The following is a 16521-nucleotide window of genomic DNA, read 5'->3' as shown; positions in this document are numbered from 1 at the left end:
TCGCGGCGTGGCGCGGGGGGCAACCTCCGCGCCATGGTTGCGCGTCCTGGTTGCCCCGGCAGGGTTCGAACCTGCATTGACCGCTTCAAAGGCGGTTGTCCTACCATTAGACGACAGGGCAGGGATGACGCATGGCATCCAGGACTCCGCTACGGAGTCGGAACAGGCTGCCGACTTCCAGGCCGGAAATCAACGCGACATCATGAGGTAGGAGCCCGGGAGCGATGGTGGGCGCAACAGGGATTGAACCTGTGACCCCTACCGTGTCAAGGTAGTGCTCTACCGCTGAGCTATGCGCCCATCGCCCGGGGCCGCGTATCTAACCCAGCGGTGCGGGGTCGGCAAGCCTCCAACAACCGCCTAATTGATGTGAATGATGCGGCTTGATGACACGGGCCGCTGCCTGTGGCTTGATCCTGCCTGCCGATGGACCTTCCCCTGGAAATCTCCCCGTCCCGCCGCCTGTCGCGGAGCCGCCGCCTTACTCGCTGACGCGGCCGGCGCGGCGGACCGCGCCGCTGGTCTTCGCCTCGCCCCATTCGGGCCGGGCCTATCCGCCGGACTTCGTCGCCGCGGCACGGCTGGATCCGCTCGCCCTGCGGCGGTCGGAGGACGGCTTCGTCGACGAACTCTTCGCCGCCGCGCCCGAACTCGGCGCGCCGCTGCTGGCGGCGACCTTCCCGCGGGTCTTCTGCGACGTGAACCGCGAGCCCTGGGAACTCGACCCCGGGATGTTCGAGGGGCCGCTGCCGGCCTGGGTGAACACCGCCAGCCCGCGGGTCGGCGCCGGGCTTGGCACCATCGCCAGGGTGGTCGCCACGGGGGAGACGGTCTATCGCCACAAGCTCCGGTTCGAGGAAGCCGAGGACCGGATCCGCCGCTACTGGCAACCTTACCACGCCGCCCTCGCGGCGCTGATTGCCGAGACGCGCGACAGAATTCGGCTATTGCCTGCTGATCGACTGCCATTCCATGCCGACCCATCCGGCGCATTCGGGCAACCCGCCGGATTTCGTCCTGGGCGACGCGCATGGCACCTCATGCGCCCCGCGGGCCACCCGGCTGGCCGAGGAGCTGCTGTCCGGCCTCGGCTACCGGGTGCGGCGCAACGACCCCTATGCCGGCGGCTATGTCACCCGGCATTACGGCCGGCCGCGGGAAGGGGTGCATGCGCTGCAGGTCGAGATCGCCCGGACGCTCTACATGGACGAGGCGCGGATCGAGCGGCTGCCACGGATGCCGGCGTTGCAGGCCGACCTGACGCGGATGATCGCAGGGCTGACCCTGGCGGACTGGTCCGGGCTGGGATAGGGCCGGCCGGAACCGTTAAGGGTACGACGGCGACGTGAACCGCCTCACCGGCCGGTGACCCCACGACACGCCAAAGCGTGCAAGAAGCAAAAAGGCGGTGCCAGAGGCACCGCCGAGTTTAGGAGGAAACGTCCAAGAAAGCAGACAACCCGGCAACGCCGTGTTGCTGCGATGCACAAGATAGGTGTCCGCTCGGCCGCTGACAAGCATTATTTTGCGGTGCACCATGAATCCGTCGCGGCTCCGCCCAGGGTGATGCCCGTCGGCGAAAACCCTTTGATAGATGAAGTGATTAGCTGCCGCGGTTGCCGCCGCGCCTGAGGAGACCACCGCATGCTTCGTGCCGCCGTCCTCGTGCCTGCCCTGGCCTGCCTGGCCCTGGCGACCGCCGCCCCAGCGGCAAGGGCAGAGCGACCGGGCGCGACGCCTGCCCCTGCCGATCCGGGACTGCTCTGCCGGCAGGCGATCCAGGCCGCCGAGCGCGAGCACAAGGTCCCGGCCGGCCTGCTGCATGCCATCGGCAAGGTCGAGATCCGGCCGGCCCGACCCTGCCGGCCGCGGGGTCACCGCCTGGCCATGGACGATCAATGCGGAAGGCCAGGGCCGCTACTTCGACAGCAAGGAGGCGGCGATCGCGGCGGTCGAGGCGCTGCGCGCCCGCGGCGTGACCGTGATCGATGTCGGCTGCCTGCAGGTCAACCTGAAGCACCACCCGGACGCCTTCCCCGACCTGGCGACCGCCTTCGACCCGGTGGCGAATGCCCGGTATGCCGGGCTTTTCCTGAAGCGGCTGCAGGCCCAGACCGGCAGCGGGAACAGGCCGCGGCCAACTACCATTCCTCGACGCCCGAGCGGGGCGAGCCCTATCGCCAGCAGGTCATGGCCGCCTGGCCGGCGATGGCGGTGCGGCTGGCCGAGGAGCAGCGGCGCGAGGCGCTGATCGCCGCCTGGGCCGATGGCAAGGTGGTGTCGAGCCGCCCGATCGGCACGAACGGCTTCCAGATCGTCGCGGTCGCCTCCCAGGCCGCGGGTCGGCGCGGGCCGGGCCAGCCGATGCTGATGATGGGCACCCCGATGCTCCGCCCTGGCCTCGCCACGCCCGGCATCGTCACGGCACGGCCCGGCGCGGTGCGGCAGCGCGGCCTGCTCGAGGTGGCGGAAGCGCCGCTGCCGCTGCCGACGCGGCGCTGACCCCCGCAGCTGGAGCGGATCGCCGGAGAGCGTGAACGCCCGGGCGCGCGATCCGGTCTAGCCGCCGAACTCCGCCCGTATCGCCGCCGAGTGCTGGCCGATCGTCGGCACCGGCCCCAGGACGCGCGGCCCGTCGGACAGCACTGCCGGCGGGGCGCCGATCGCCACCGGCCCGTTCGGCGTCTCCACCATCACCCGACGCAGCGCCGGATGGGTGCGCAACCCTTCGCAGTCGTTGACGAAGCCATAGGCGGTATTCGCCCGGCGCAACTTCGCCGCGCATTCCGCCCGGGTCAGCCCGGCGAAGACCGTGGCGATATGCGCATCCACCATCGGCCGGTTGGCCACCCGCTCGTTGTTGCTGCGGAAGCCGTCGCGCTGCGGCAGGTCGGGCTCCTCCATGAAATGCTCGGAGAAGCTGGCCCATTCGCGCTCGTTCTGGATGGCGATGAGGACGGACTGGCCGTCTCGGGTGTCGAAGGCGCCGTAGGGACAGATGGAGGGATGCGCCAAGCCGATGCGCGGCGGGTTCTTGCCCGTGCCTTCGTATTGCAGCAGCGGCACCGACATCCAGTCCGCCATGCCGTCGAACAGGCTGACCGCGATGCCCTTGCCGCGGCCGGTGATGCCGCGCTCGATCAGTGCCTCCAGCACCGCGGCGTAGCTGTGCATGCCGCAGGCGATGTCGCAGGCCGAGACGCCGACGCGGCCCGGGCCTTCGGCGCGGCCGGTGACGTGCGCGAGGCCGGTCTCCGCCTGCACCAGCAGGTCATAGGCCTTCATCGCGGCGTATTCCCCATCCTCGCCATAGCCCGAGATGTCGACGGTGATCAGGCGCGGATGCTTCTCCCGCAGCTTCGCCGAGCCGAAGCCGGCTCGCGCCATGGCGCCGGGGGCGAGATTCTGGATGAAGACGTCCGCCCTCTCCAGCAGGCGTTCGAGCAGCGCCTTGTCCTCGGGCGCCTTGATGTCGAGGCAGAGGCTTTCCTTGCCCCGGTTCAGCCAGACGAAGTAGCTGGACTGGCCCTTCGCCACCGCGTCATAGGCGCGGGCGAAGTCGCCCTCGGCGCGTTCGATCTTGATCACCCGCGCACCGGCATCGGCAAGGCGCGAGGCGCAATAGGGCGCGGCGACGGCCTGTTCCATGGAAACGACGAGCAGGCCCTTCAGCGGTTGCGACGCCATGCTAGTAGCTCCGCGGCATGCCGAGCACGTGCTCGCCGATATAGGACAGGATCAGGTTGGTGCTGATCGGCGCCACCTGATAAAGCCGCGCCTCGCGGTACTTGCGTTCGATGTCGTATTCCTCGGCGAAGCCGAAACCACCATGGGTCTGGATGCAGGCCTCGCCGGCGGCCCAGGCGGCGTCGGCCGCGAGCATCTTGCCCATGTTGGCTTCCTCGCCGCAGGGCAGCCTCGGCCTCGAACTTCGCCAGCCCCTGCTTCACCACCGCTTCCGCCGCGCGCATCTGGGCATAGGCCTTGGCGATCGGGAACTGGACGCCCTGGTTCTGGCCGATCGGCCGGCCGAACAGCACGCGTTCCTTGCTGTAGTCCACCGCCTTCCGGATGAACCACTTGGCGTCGCCGATGGATTCCGAGGAAATCAGCAGCCGTTCGGCATTCATGCCGTCCAGGATGTAGCGGAAGCCCTTGCCCTCGACGCCGACCAGGTTCTCCGCCGGCACCACCATGTTGTCGAAGAAGACCTCGGTGGTGTTGTGGTTCATCATGGTGCGGATCGGGCGGATGGTCAGGCCGTTGCCGAGCGCCGCCTTCATGTCGACGATGAAGGTCGAGAGGCCGTCGGTCTTCTTGGCGACCTCGCCGCGCGGCGTGGTGCGCGCCAGCAGCAGCATGAGATCCGAATGCTCGGCGCGCGAGGTCCAGATCTTCTGGCCGTTGACGATGTAGCGGTCCCCGTCGCGCTTCGCCACGGTGCGCAGCGCCGTGGTGTCGGTGCCGCTGGTCGGCTCGGTCACGCCGAAGGCCTGCAGCCGCAGCGCGCCGGAGGCGATGCCGGGCAGGTAGCGCTTCTTCTGGTCCGGGCTGCCATGCTTCAGGATGGTGCCCATGATGTACATCTGGGCATGGCAAGCGCCGGCATTGCCGCCGGAGCGATGAATCTCCTCGAGGATCGCCGCCGCGGCGCTCAGCGGCAGCCCGGCCCCGCCGAACTCCTCCGGGATCAGCGCGCCGAGCCAGCCGCCCTCGGTCAGCGCCTGGACGAACTCGGTCGGGTAGGCGCGGTCGCGGTCGACCCGGCGCCAGTATTCGCCGGGAAAGCGCGCGCAGAGCTTGCCCACCTCCTCCCGGATCTCGGCATGCGGATCGGTGACGAGCGGCTGCTGCTGGTCCATGGAAATATCCTCCGTCCTGCCGGATTAGGGCGCGCATGCCGGGGTGGCAAGGCGGGCGCTGGCCCGCGCGGCGCCGCTGCCGCAGGATGTCGCGACAGCCGGGAGCAGGGCCATGGCCAGCGTCGAGATTGCCTATCGCTATTCGGCGGAAGCTGGGGCTGGCCGTCCCCTGCCGGCGGACGGCGCTGCCGCCCAGCGCCGGTTGGAGCGCGGCAACCAGGGCTTCGCCAGCCTGCTCTCCGCGCTGGAGGCGGCGGGCGGCGATCGCCGGCTGGAAATCCCGCTGGATGCCCGTGATGTCGGCCTGCTGGGCGACGGCGCCGCCCCGGCCCAGCGGCCCTATGCCGCGCTGCTCGGCTGCGCCGATGCGAGGGTGCCGGCCGAGCTGATCTTCGGCGAGGGGCCGAACGACCTCTTCGTGGTGCGGGTCGCCGGCAACGTGCTGGGGCAGGAGGTCCTGGGCAGCCTGCGCTATGCCGCCGACCACCTGCCGCTGCGGGCCGCGGTGGTGCTCGGCCATAGCGGCTGCGGCGCGGTCGCTGCGGCGGTGGACCTGTTCCAGCGCCCGGCGGGGCTGCTCGCCCTGGCGACCGACCATGCCCTCCGCGGCCTGCTCGACCGCCTGGCGCTGGTGGTTCAGGCGGCGGCGCGGCTGCTGGTGACCGCGCATGGCGAGGCGGCACCGCAGCATCCCGGCTGGCGCGCCGCGCTGGTCGAGGTGGCGGTCGCGCTCAATGCCGCCTCCGGCGCCTATATGCTGCAGAAGGACCTGGCCCAGGGCGGCGGCCGGGTGATCACCGCGCTGCACGGGGTCTATGTGGTGGGCAGCCGGCTGGTGCAGGCGGCCGACCCGGCCGAGGGCGAGCGGCCCGGCCTGGCCCCGGCCCCAGCGGACGAGGCCGGCTTTGTCGCCGCCTTCGGTGCCTTCGCCCGCAGCCGGCGGATCGGCGCGCTGCTGGCCTGAGCACGCCCGATGGGCGTCGGACCTGTGGCAACCGGGTGGCTCTCGCGCTGGTGTGACGGGATCCCTTCTCACTGTGCCGGCCAGATGGTCCGGGCCGGAGCCGTCCATGTCGATCCCCCGTCCTGTCCTGGCGAGTCTGCTCCTCCTGGGGATCACCGGCTGCGACGAGAAGACGCCCGCGCCTGCCGCCGGCGCCGCCGTCCCGCCGGCCGTGATGGTGGTCACCGCGGCCGAGCAGCCGGTCACCCAAGGGCAGGAATTCGTCGGCCGCGTGGAGGCGCTGGAGCGGGTCGACATCCGTGCCCGGGTCACCGGCTTCCTGCGCGAGCGCACCTTCGTCGAGGGCCAGGCGGTCCAGGCCGACGACATGGTCTTCCAGATCGAGCCCGAGCCCTTCGAGGCCGAGGTCGCGCTGAAGCAGGCGGCGATCGACAAGGCGCGCGCCGAGCTGCACAACGCCGAGCTGCAGGTGGCCCGTGGGCGGGAGCTGATCCGCACCAACGCCATCCCGCAATCGACCCTCGACCAGCGGATCGTCGAGCAGCAGAGCGCCGCCGCGGCGCTGTCCGGTGCCCAGGCGGAGCTGCAGCGGGCGAAGATCCAGCTCGGCTACACCCAGATCGTCTCGCCCATCGCCGGCCGCATCGGCCGCGCCGCGCTGACCCCGGGCAACGTGGTCGGCCCCGATAGTGGCGTGCTGACCTCGGTGGTGCGGCAGGACCAGATGCGGGTGACCTTCCCGGTCACCCAGCGGCAGATCCTGGAATTCCGCCGGAAGGCCGCGGCCAGCGCGGTCGACCAGGTGCAGGTCCGGTTGAAGCTGTCGGACGGCACGGTCTACGACCAGGTCGGGAAGGTGAACTTCCTCGACGTGCAGACCGACAAGGCGACCGACAGCGTGCTGGTCCAGGCGCTGTTCGCCAACCCGCAGGCCCTGCTGTCGGACGGCCAGTTCGTCGGTGTAACGGTGGAGGCCGAGGCGCCGAAGCAGGCGATCCTGGTCCCGCAATCCGCGGTGCAGGTGGACCAGGCCGGCGCCTTCCTGCTGGTGGTCGGCGAGGGCAACAAGGTCGAGCAGAAGCGGGTGAAGCTCGGCCGCGGCCCGGCCGGCCAGCAGGTGGTGGAGGAAGGCCTGGCCGTCGGCGCCCAGGTCATCACCGAGGGCGCGCAGCGCGCCCGGCCCGGTGCGGTGGTGGCGCCAAGGCCGGCGCCGCCGATGCTCGGCCAGCAAGCGGCGAAGGCGGGCTGAGCCGCCATGTCGAAGCTCTTCGTCGACCGGCCGCGGCTGGCGCTGGTCATCGCCATCGTCACCGTCATCGCCGGGCTCGTCTCCCTGCTGCAGATCCCGGTGGCGCAGTTCCCCGACATCGTACCGCCGCAGGTCCAGGTGACCGCGCGCTTTCCCGGCGCCTCGGCCGAGATCGTCGAGGCGACGGTCGCCCAGCCGATCGAGAGCCAGGTCAACGGCGTCGACAAGATGCTCTACATGAAGAGCACCAGCGGCAACGACGGCAGCTACACGCTGCTGGTCTCCTTCGCGGTCGGCACCGACCCGGACCAGAACACCACCAACGTCAACAACCGGGTGCAGCTGGCGCTGGCCCTGCTGCCGGACGAGGTGCAGCGGCAGGGGCTTTCGGTCCGCAAGAAGTCCTCCGCCCTGCTGCAGGTGATCGCGGTGCAGTCGAAGGGCGGCCAGCAGGACCCGCTCTTCATCTCGAACTACGTCACCATCAACATCCTGGACGCGCTGCGCCGGGTGCCCGGCGTCGGCGACGCCACGATGTTCGGCCCGCTCGACTACGCCATGCGGATCTCCTTCCAGACCGACCGCATGACCGGGCTCGGCCTGACGCCCGCCGACGTCATCGCCGCCATCCAGGCGCAGAACAAGGTGGCGCCGATCGGCCGGATCGGCGCCCAGCCGATCAGCGACGACACCTCCTACCAGCTCAACATCCGCACCACCGGAAGGCTGGTCGAAGCCGAGGAGTTCGGCCGCATCCTGATCCGCGCCAACCCCGATGGCAGCGTGCTGCGGGTACGCGACGTCGCCAGGATCGAGCTCGGCGCCTACAACCAGGATGTGCAGACCCGGCAGGACGGCTCGGACGCCGTGCTGGTGCCGGTCTACCTGGCACCCGGGGCCAATGCGGTCGGCGTCGCCGATGCGGTGGACAAGACCATGAAGGGCCTGGCCGCGCGCTTCCCGGCCGGGCTGAGCTACCAAGTGACCTACGATACCACCGAATTCGTCAAGCTGACGATCGAGGAGGTGATCCACACCCTGGTCGAGGCCTTCATCCTGGTGGTGCTGGTCGTGTTCCTCTTCCTCGGCAACCTGCGCGCCACGCTGATCCCGCTGGTCGCGGTGCCGGTCAGCCTGATCGGCACCTTCATCGTGCTGCTGGCCATGGGCTATTCGGCCAATACCATCTCGCTGCTGGCGATGGTCCTGGCGATCGGCATCGTGGTCGACGACGCCATCGTCGTGGTCGAGAATGTCGAGGCGGTGATGGAGGCGCATCCGGAGCTCTCGGTGCCGGACGCCACCAAGAAGGCGATGGAGACGATCACCGCGCCGATCATCGCCATCACCCTGGTGCTGCTCTCGGTCTTCGTGCCGCTCGCCTTCATCCCCGGCATCTCGGGCGAGCTGTTCCGGCAGTTCGCAGTGACCGTCAGCGTCTCGATGCTGTTCTCGGCGATCAACGCGCTGACCCTGTCGCCGGCGCTCTGTGCCATCCTGCTGCAGGGGCACCACGGGCCGAAGCGCGGGATCATGGGCAAGATCTCCGCCGGGATCGATTGGGTGCGGGATGGCTACGGCGCCATCGTCGCCCGGCTGGTCCGGGTCTCGGCGCTCAGCCTGGTGCTGCTCGGCGCCTTCGTCGCCGGCATCGTCTGGACCGGTGGCCGGACGCCGGGCGGCTTCCTGCCGCAGGAGGACCAGGGTGCCTTCTTCGTCGAGGCGAAGCTGCCGGAGGGGGCCTCGCTCAACCGCACGCGGGAGGTGGCGCGGGAGGTCGAGGCGGCGATCGAGGGCCTGCCCGGCGTCGCGCATGTCTCGACCGTGGCCGGCTACTCGATGCTGTCGGGCCTGGCGCAGTCGAACAACGCCTTCTTCATCGTCACGCTGAAGCCGTTCGAGGCGCGGACGGCGCCGGAGGCCAAGGTCGGCGGGCTGCTGGCCGGGGTGATCCGGGCGACCGCCTCCGTCCCGGCCCAGGTCATCCCCTTCGCGCCGCCGCCGATCATGGGCCTCGGCACCGGGGGCGGCTTCGAGTTCCAGCTGCAGAACCTGGAAGGCCGGACTCCGGCCGAGATGGCGGCCGTCATGCGGGCGCTGGTGCTGGCGGCCAACCAGGACCCGGCGCTGGCGCGGGTCTTCTCGACCTTCGCGGCCAACACGCCCTCGGTCTTCCTCGAGGTGGATCGCGACAAGGCGCAGGTGCTGGGCGTCTCGATCGGCGACCTGTTCGGCGCGCTGCAGGCGACGCTCGGCGGCGCCTATGTCAACGACTTCAACCTGTTCGGCCGCAGCTGGAAGGTGAACGTCATGGCCGAGCAGCGGGACCGCGCCGGGATCCCCGACATCTACCGCGTCCACCTGCGGACCAAGGACGGCTCGATGGTGCCGGTGCGGGCGGTGGCGGAGGCGCGGATCGAATACGGGCCGCAGAGCATCGTCCGCTACAACAACGTCCGCAGCCTGACGATCAACGGCGAGCCGGCCGAGGGCCGCTCGAGCGGCGAGGCGCTGGCGGCGATGGAGCGGGTCGCCCGTGACACCCTGCCGCAGGGCTATGGTTTCGAATGGACCGGCACCGCCTTCCAGGAGAAGGCCGCCGCGGGCCAGACCGGCATCATCCTGGCGCTGGCCGTGCTGTTCGCCTTCCTGTTCCTGGTCGGGCTCTATGAAAGCTGGACCATCCCGGTGCCGGTGCTGCTCTCCGTCGCGGTCGGCGTGCTGGGGGCCATGGCCTCGATCGGCGCCTCGGGCCTGGCGCTCGACCTCTATGCCCAGGTCGGCATCGTGGTGCTGATCGCGTTGGCGGCGAAGAACGGCATCCTGATCATCGAGATTCGCCAAGGAGCAGCGGGAGCACGGCAAGTCGGTGCAGGAGGCGGCGATCCTCGGCGCCCGGCTGCGCTTCCGCGCCGTGATGATGACCAGCTTCGCCTTCATCCTCGGTCTTTACCCGCTTGTGGCGGCGCATGGCGCGTCCGAGATCAGCCGGCGCGCGGTTGGCACGCCGGTCTTCTGGGGCATGCTGGCGGCCTCCACCATCGGCATCTTCATGATCCCGATGCTCTATGTCGTGTTCCAGACGGCGCGGGAGAGGGCGAAGGCGGCGCTGGGGATGGGCCGGCCGAAGCTGCACGCCGCCGTCCCTCACTGACCATGCGGCGCCTGCCGCGCGGCGAGCATGCGCTGCACCCGCTGCTGCTCGCGCTGCTGGTGCTGGTGCTGGCGGCGAAGCCGATGGTGGATCTCGGCCTGCTGCCGCGCGGCGCCATGGCGGTGGCTATGCTGCTGACCATCTTGGCCGGGCTGCTGGGCCTGGCGCCGCGGGAACGGCGCTTCCGCGCGCTGCTGGTGGCGACCGGCCTGGCGGCGATGGGCCTGCAGGGCCTGGCGCTGGGCGTGGCGGGGGCGGAGACGGATCTCGGGGCGACCGCGGGGGCGATGCTGAATTTCGCGCTGCTGGCCTTCGCCGTCTTGCGGCAGGCGCTGGCGCCTGGCCGGGTGACCCTGCGGCGGATCGAGGGCGCGATCGCCGCCTACCTGCTGATCGGTCTGATCTTCGCCGGGGCCTATGACCTGGCGGCGGCGCTGGCCCCGGGCGCCTTCCTGCAGCACGGCCAGCCGATGGCGGCGCAGGCGCTGGCCGGCGACTTCACCTTCTTCAGCTTCGTCACGCTGACCAGCACCGGCTATGGCGACCTGGTGCCGGCGCACCCCGTGGCGCGGTCCTTGTCGATCCTGGAAGCCATCACCGGCCAGCTCTATCTGGCGGTCGTCCTCGCGCGCCTGGTGTCCCTGGAGATCGCGGATCGCCGCGCCGGCTGACTCCAGGTCGGTCCAGGCCAGACCCTGGCCTGGCGGATGGGGCTTGGGGAAGGCTGAGCCTTCCCCAGTTTACCGGTTCGGCAACACGGCCTGCAGCGAGGTCCGCACCACGATCGCCGCCGCCCCTGGTGCGCACAGCGCCGCCTCCAGCGCCGGCAAATCATCCTTGCTGTCCACCATCGTCACCGGCACCCGGAAGGCCGCGCACCACTGGGCAAAATCCGGGTTGATCAGCGACGTCCCCGAGACCCGCCCCGGATGCGCCCGCTCCTGGTGGATGCGGATCGAGGCGTAGCTGCCGTTGTCCGACAAGACGAGCTTGAGCGGCACGCCGCGGGCGACGGCCACCGCATATTCGCCCCCGGTCATCAGCGCGCCGCCGTCGCCGACGAGCGCGATCACCCTCCGGTCCGGATGCCGCAGCGCCGCCGCCACGCCGGCCGGCACGCCGAAGCCCATGGCGCCGGAGACCGGGACGAGCAGCCGCTGCGGCGGGGTCCAGGCGGCCTTGCGGTAGAAGGGCGCGCCGAAGGTGCCGGCATCCAGCGTGACGATGGCGTCGGCCGGGGCGATGCGCTCGATCAGCTTGGCGACCTCGGCGAAGGCAACCCCGTCCTCGAAGCGGCGCGGCGTGACCTGGCAGTCTGAGACATGCAGGTCGCGCAGGCGGGCGTTCCAGGCAGCGCGGCCGGCGGGCGGAGCGGGGCTTCGGCCGCGAGCGCGGCGATGGTCGCCTGCGCATCCGCGGCGATGGCGAGCTCGGCCGGGAAGAGCCAGCCGAGGAAGCGCGGGTCGGCGCAGACATGCACCAGCCGCTGCCCGGGCGCCGGCCAGGTCCAGCCCTGGGTGGTGATGTCGGTCAGCCGCGTGCCGAGCGCCAGCACCAGGTCGGCCTCGGCGAAGGCAGCGCGCTGGGCATCGGGGTTCCTCAGGCCGAGATCGCCGGCATAGAGCGGGTGGTGGTTGGGGAAGAGGTCCTGGCGGCGGAAGGAGACGGCGACCGGCAGCGCCCAGGCCTCGGCGAAGCGCAGCAGCGCGGCGCGGCCTTCGGGCGATCTGAAGCCGTGGCCGGCCAGCAGGATCGGCCGCTCGGCGCCCCGCAGCAGGGCGGCGAGGCGGGCGGCCTCGGCCGGCGCCGGCGGGACGGGGGCGGGGAGCGTCGCCGGCATCAGCGGCGCGCGGCACTCCATCGCCAGCACGTCCTCGGGCAGCGAGAGCACCACCGGGCCGGGCACGCCGCCCATGGCGATGGCAAAGGCGCGGGCGATGGAATTCCGGCGCCTGGTCGGGGTCGGTCAGCTCGCCGACCCACTTTGCCACGCCGCGGAACATGTTGGCGTAGTCGATCTCCTGGAAGGCGTTGCGGCGGAGGTCGCGCTTCTCCACCTGGCCCACCAGCAGGATCAGGGGCGTCGCGTCCTGCTCCGCGGTATGCACCGCGATGCTGGCATTGCAGGCGCCGGGGCCGCGGGAGACGAGGACGACGCCGGGCAGGCCGGTCAGCTTGGCGTCCGCCACCGCCATGAAGCCGGCGCCGCCCTCGCTCCGGCAGGTGACGAGGTCGAGCAGATTGTGCGCATGCAATGCGTCGAGCAGTGCGATGTAGCTCTCGCCCGGCACGCAGAAGGCGCGGTCGACGCCCTGGCCTGCGAGGAATTCGACGATGCGTTCGGCGGCGGTCGGCATGCGGTGTCCCGGTCGTTTCCCGCCGACCGGACTACCGCAGCCGCCGCGGCTTGCAAACCCGGCCGCTGGTCAGCGGGTCGCCTCGCGGAAGCGGGCCTCAAGGCCGCCCAGCGCCTGCCCAGCCAGCGTCAGGGTGACCTCCGCCTCCCAGACGGCGCGGCCCTCGGCGCGGGCGGCATGTAGGCAGGTCCAGGCAGCCTCGCCCGGGCGGCAGGTGAAGCCCATGCCTTCCAGCTGCTGCACCAACGGCGCGGGCGAGCCGCCGAGGGGAATTCCGCCAGCAGGTCGCGCCGCAGCGCCGGCGGGCCGGCGGTCAGCCCCATGCGCCGGTAGGCATCGAGCGGCGGCTCAGGCCGGTCATCGGCCCGCAGCCAGGCGATGCCGCCCAGCACCGCCAGGCCGATGACGCCGGCGATGGCGCCGCGCGACAGCGTGCCCCGCTGCAGCAGCGACCCCGGGGCGGGGCCGGTGTCCTCCTCGCGCGGCATGCCGGGCTCAGTCGCGGTTGCGGCGGATCAGCCGGCCGGGCGCCTCGCCGGTGAGGCCGGTGCCGGCGCGGAAGACCGCGCGGCCATTGGTCCAGACCTCCTCGATCCCGTCGCTCTCCTGCTTCGGCTCCTCGAAGGTGGCGCGGTCCATGACCTTGTGCGGGTCGAACAGCACCAGGTCGGCATAGGCGCCGGGCCGCAGCACGCCGCGGTCCACCATGCCGAAGAGCTGCGCGGTGCGGCCGGTCATCTTGTGCACTGCCTCCTCCATGGAGAGCAGGCCGAGCTGGCGGGAATAGAGGCCGAGCACGCGCGGGAAGGTGCCCCAGAGGCGCGGGTGCGGATGGGCATCGTGCGGAATGCCGTCCGAGCCGATGACGCTCATCGGATGCGCCATGATGCGGCGGACGTCTTCCTCGTCCATCTGGAAGGTGATGGCGCCGGCCGGCAGCAGCTTCTCCGCCGCGGCGCGCTGGTCCATGTTCCAGCCGCGCGCCACCTCGGCCAAGTCCTTGCCGGCGAATTCCGGATGCGGGATCGACCAGGTGATGATGACACGGACGTCGTCGCGCAGCCGGTCCGGCATCAGCACGGTGGACCCCGCGGGGTAGGGGTACATGTCGTAGGCGACCTCCTGCAGGGAGGCGCTGGCCTCGAGCAACGCCAGGGTCTGCACGGACCGCCCGTAATTCTCCGGCATCGAGCATTTGTGGTGGCTGATCCAGACCGGCACGCCGACGCTCTTGCCGATCTTCAGCGTCTCCTCGATCGAGGCGCAGACCTTGTCGGCCTCGTCCCGCATATGGGTGAAGTACATGCCGCCCGCAGCGCGCAGCGGCTCTGCCACCGCGATCACCTCCTCGGTCGTCGCATGCATGTTGGGCTTGTAGTAGAGGCCGGTGGAGAAGCCCGAGGCGCCCTCGGCCAGGGCCTCGGCGACGAGCTGGCGCATCCGGGCGATCTCGCCGTCCTTCGCCGGGCGGTAGAGGTCGTCGCCCATGACGCGGTAGCGCAGCGTCTGGTGGCCGATGATGGCATAGGTGTTCACCGCCGTCGGGGTGCGCCGCACCGCATCGGCGTATTCTGCGAAGCTCTCGAAGGAGAAGCCGCTGTCGCCGACCAGGTCGAGCGGCGGCGGCGGCCGCTTGCCCTTCTGCTGGGTCAGCGGCGCGAGGCTGACGCCGCAATTGCCGACCACCACCGTGGTGACGCCCTGCGACGACTTGCAGCGCAGGCATTCGCAGCCCGAGAGCACGGCGCGGTCGTCATGGGTATGCGCGTCGATGAAGCCGGGCGCGAGGGCCTTGCCCGTGCCGATCACCTCGCGGTCGGCGCTGGCGCCGCCGAGGTCGCCGACGCCGACGATCCGGTCGCCGGTGACGCCGACATCGCCCACCCGGCGCGGGCCGCCGGTGCCGTCGAAGAGCGTGGCGTCACGGATGATGAGGTCGCAGCGGAGGGCCATGGCGGCGCGGAGTCCCGTTCGGCTTGAATGAGCGCCGATCATGTCCCCCGCGGCGCCGCAGCGCCAGATGCGGCGTCAGCCGCCGGCCTCGACGGTGACGGCGATCTGCTGCGCCGGCCGCATGGCTTCAGAAGGGCAGGCATCCGCCGCCTGCCGCCGCAGCACCGGAGCGGCATCGGCGGCGATGCGCCAGCGATGGCCGGTGCCGGGACCGGCCGGCAGGACCGACCGGAGGCTGTCCTCCTCGGCAAGGCGGAGGATTCGGCCATCGGCGGCCGCATCGAACGCCACCATGCAGGGGCCGCCGCCGGCGGGCAGCAGCGCCGCGCGGCCCGCCGGCCGGCCGTCAGCACTCGACGCCGTAGAGCTCCCGCGCCGCCTGCTTCGAGATCAGCCCGTCGGCGACGTCGCGCTTCACCTGTTCGGGGTCGCGCTGCTTCGGGTCGCCCATGCCGCCGCCGCCGGGCAGCTTCAGCAGCAGGCGGCGGCCCTTCGGGATGACCTGGAAACCCTTGGTGCGCAGCGGCGTGCCGTTGGCGTCGTTCAGCCCGACCCAGCCGGCCGCGCCCTCGCCGCCGCCCTCGCGGCCCTTGGGCGGGTTGGCGACGCGGTCGAAGATGGCGTTGACGGCAGACTCGGCCTCGCCCTTGGCGCCGATCTCCATCACCTGGCCGAAGCCGCCGCGGGTGCGGCCGGCACCGGCGGAATCGGGCCGGAGCTGCTTCTGCCAGAAGATGACGGGGGCGACGTTCTCGGTCGCCTCCACCGGCATGGTGCGGACGCCCGACGGGAAGGCGATGCCATCCAGCCCGTCCTTGGTCGGCCGCGCGCCGGTGCCGCCCGAGTTGAAGGTGATGATCTCGAAATCCTCAGTCTCCGCCGCCTGGCCGGAGACCTGGGAGCCACCGCGCAGCGGCGGGTTCCACAGCGCCGAGGAGCCCTCGGCATTGACCCGCCCCGGCACCGCCTGGTGCAGGCAGCCCATCATCAGGTCGGGCAGCAATTGCCCGACCACGTGGCGCACGCTGACGGGGTAGGGCCGCGGCGCGTTCCAGGATGCAGCCTTCCGGGATCACCATGTGGAAGGGGCTGAGGCTGGCCCAGTGTTCCGGGATCTCGGGCGCGACGACGCACTTGATCCCGAAGCAGGCATAGGCGCGGCAATAGGCGGGGGGACGTTGATGCCGCGGGTCGAGAGGCCGGAGGTGCCGGCATAGTCGACCGTGATGCGGTCCTCGGCGATGGTCATCGCGGCCCGCAGCGTCACCTCGAACTCGTAGCCGTCCGACTTGATGGCGCCGCCATAGGTGCCCTGCGGCAGCTTGCGGATCTCCTCGAGCGTCGCGGCCAGCGAGCTGTCGAAGATGAAGCTCGCCAGCGGGTCGAGGCTGTCCATGTCGAACTCGTCGAGCATCTCGACCAGCCGCTTGGCGCCGGCGTCGTTGCAGGCGCAGAGGCTGTAGACGTCGCCCTCAAGCTCGACCGGGGTGCGGCTGCCGGCGCGGAGGAAGTCGAAGAAGGTCTCGTTCGGCGCGCCGCGGTCGAAGCACTTGACGATGGGGATGTAGAGGCCTTCCTCGAAGACGCTGCGGCCTTCGGGCCCCATGCCGAGGCCGCCGATGTCGATGATATGGGCGGTATTGGCGAAGAGGCCGACGATCCTGCCCTTGCGGAAGGCGGGCGTGACGACGGTGAGGTCGTGCAGGTGCCCGGTGCCGAGCCAGGGGTCGTTGGTGATGTAGTGGTCGCCGGGCTGCATCGTCTCGGCGGGGAATTTCGCCAGGAAGTGGCCGACCGATTCCATCATCGAGTTGACGTGGCCCGGCGTGCCGGTGACGGCCTGGGCCAGCATGCGGCCCTGCAGGTCGAAGATACCGGCCGAGAGGTCGCCCGCTTCGCGCACCGTGGTGCTGAAGGCGGTGCGGATCATGGTCTGCGCCTGTTCCTCGACCACCGCGATCAGGCGGTTCCACTGGATCTGG

General features: G+C 71.0%; 12 protein-coding genes, 2 tRNA genes and 4 pseudogenes. 7 read left to right on the top strand and 11 right to left on the bottom strand.

Features of this window, described 5'->3' with window-relative positions; genetic code table 11:
- Positions 1-47: 47 nt before the first annotated feature.
- Together ACQ86J_RS07730 and ACQ86J_RS07725 are read right to left on the bottom strand one after the other, a co-directional pair.
- Positions 48-121: transfer RNA gene (locus tag ACQ86J_RS07730), tRNA-Gln, on the bottom strand.
- A 104-nt stretch (positions 122-225) separates the two neighbouring features.
- Positions 226-300 (bottom strand) — tRNA-Val (locus ACQ86J_RS07725).
- Positions 301-386: 86 nt separating this feature from the next.
- On the opposite strand from ACQ86J_RS07725, the pseudogene ACQ86J_RS07720 reads away from it, so the two are divergent.
- The 4 genes and pseudogenes from ACQ86J_RS07720 to ACQ86J_RS07705 form a co-directional block, all read left to right on the top strand.
- Positions 387-878 (top strand): annotated as a pseudogene (locus ACQ86J_RS07720) (N-formylglutamate amidohydrolase); the annotation flags it as partial.
- A 94-nt stretch (positions 879-972) separates the two neighbouring features.
- Positions 973-1311 carry an N-formylglutamate amidohydrolase gene (locus tag ACQ86J_RS07715; RefSeq protein WP_431270670.1) on the top strand — a complete coding sequence of 113 codons (339 nt, stop codon included), beginning with the start codon at positions 973-975 and terminating at the stop codon, positions 1309-1311.
- A gap of 511 nt (positions 1312-1822) precedes the next feature.
- Complete coding sequence (locus tag ACQ86J_RS07710; RefSeq protein WP_431270669.1) at positions 1823-2251, top strand: hypothetical protein; 429 nt, start codon at positions 1823-1825, stop codon at positions 2249-2251.
- Positions 2191-2502 (top strand): hypothetical protein, encoded by a 312-nt coding sequence (locus tag ACQ86J_RS07705; RefSeq protein ID WP_431270668.1) that lies wholly within the window; start codon positions 2191-2193, stop codon positions 2500-2502. The genes ACQ86J_RS07710 and ACQ86J_RS07705 overlap by 61 nt, the downstream gene beginning before the upstream one ends.
- 57 nt (positions 2503-2559) lie before the next feature.
- Here the strand turns inward: ACQ86J_RS07705 and ACQ86J_RS07700 are convergent, their stop codons facing one another.
- Positions 2560-3687: a CaiB/BaiF CoA transferase family protein gene (locus ACQ86J_RS07700; RefSeq protein WP_431270667.1), complete on the bottom strand. Its 1128-nt coding sequence runs from the start codon at positions 3685-3687 to the stop codon at positions 2560-2562.
- Positions 3669-4862 (bottom strand): acyl-CoA dehydrogenase family protein, encoded by a 1194-nt coding sequence (locus tag ACQ86J_RS07695; protein WP_431270666.1) that lies wholly within the window; start codon positions 4860-4862, stop codon positions 3669-3671. Before ACQ86J_RS07695 ends, ACQ86J_RS07700 begins: the two co-directional genes overlap by 19 nt.
- A 112-nt stretch (positions 4863-4974) precedes the next feature.
- Here ACQ86J_RS07695 and ACQ86J_RS07690 point away from each other — a divergent pair, with 112 nt between their 5' ends.
- The 3 genes from ACQ86J_RS07690 to ACQ86J_RS07680 all read left to right on the top strand — a co-directional run bounded on the left by ACQ86J_RS07690 (position 4975) and on the right by ACQ86J_RS07680 (position 10900).
- Entirely contained in the window at positions 4975-5826 is an 852-nt protein-coding gene (locus ACQ86J_RS07690; RefSeq protein ID WP_431270665.1) for a carbonic anhydrase, read from the top strand.
- A 106-nt stretch (positions 5827-5932) separates the two neighbouring features.
- Positions 5933-7075 (top strand): efflux RND transporter periplasmic adaptor subunit, encoded by a 1143-nt coding sequence (locus tag ACQ86J_RS07685; protein ID WP_431270664.1) that lies wholly within the window; start codon positions 5933-5935, stop codon positions 7073-7075.
- A 6-nt stretch (positions 7076-7081) separates the two neighbouring features.
- Positions 7082-10900, top strand: coding sequence for an efflux RND transporter permease subunit (locus ACQ86J_RS07680; protein ID WP_431270663.1), 3819 nt, complete (start codon positions 7082-7084; stop codon positions 10898-10900).
- Positions 10901-10969: 69 nt separating this feature from the next.
- Here ACQ86J_RS07680 and ACQ86J_RS07675 read toward each other — a convergent pair.
- The 7 genes and pseudogenes from ACQ86J_RS07675 to ACQ86J_RS07645 form a co-directional block, all read right to left on the bottom strand.
- Positions 10970-11374, bottom strand: a pseudogene (locus ACQ86J_RS07675) (thiamine pyrophosphate-dependent enzyme); the annotation flags it as partial.
- 107 nt (positions 11375-11481) lie between these two features.
- Positions 11482-12144, bottom strand: coding sequence for a hypothetical protein (locus ACQ86J_RS07670; protein WP_431272326.1), 663 nt, complete (start codon positions 12142-12144; stop codon positions 11482-11484).
- A gap of 145 nt (positions 12145-12289) precedes the next feature.
- A pseudogene (locus ACQ86J_RS07665) lies at positions 12290-12586 on the bottom strand (thiamine pyrophosphate-binding protein); the annotation flags it as partial.
- Positions 12587-12714: 128 nt separating this feature from the next.
- Positions 12715-13074: a hypothetical protein gene (locus ACQ86J_RS07660; RefSeq protein ID WP_431270662.1), complete on the bottom strand. Its 360-nt coding sequence runs from the start codon at positions 13072-13074 to the stop codon at positions 12715-12717.
- 7 nt (positions 13075-13081) lie between these two features.
- Positions 13082-14539: an N-acyl-D-amino-acid deacylase family protein gene (locus ACQ86J_RS07655; RefSeq protein WP_431270661.1), complete on the bottom strand. Its 1458-nt coding sequence runs from the start codon at positions 14537-14539 to the stop codon at positions 13082-13084.
- Positions 14540-14614: 75 nt separating this feature from the next.
- On the bottom strand, positions 14615-14833 hold the full coding sequence (locus ACQ86J_RS07650; RefSeq protein ID WP_431270660.1) for a hypothetical protein: 219 nt from the start codon (positions 14831-14833) through the stop codon (positions 14615-14617).
- Positions 14834-14885: 52 nt separating this feature from the next.
- Positions 14886-16469 (bottom strand): annotated as a pseudogene (locus ACQ86J_RS07645) (hydantoinase B/oxoprolinase family protein).
- Positions 16470-16521 lie beyond the last annotated feature (52 nt).

The organism is Dankookia sp. P2 (genome assembly GCF_050632255.1).
In the GTDB taxonomy this organism is placed as follows: Bacteria; Pseudomonadota; Alphaproteobacteria; order Acetobacterales; family Acetobacteraceae; genus Paracraurococcus.
Note: the sequence above shows the minus strand (reverse complement) of the source record. Positions and strands in the feature narration are given on the sequence as shown.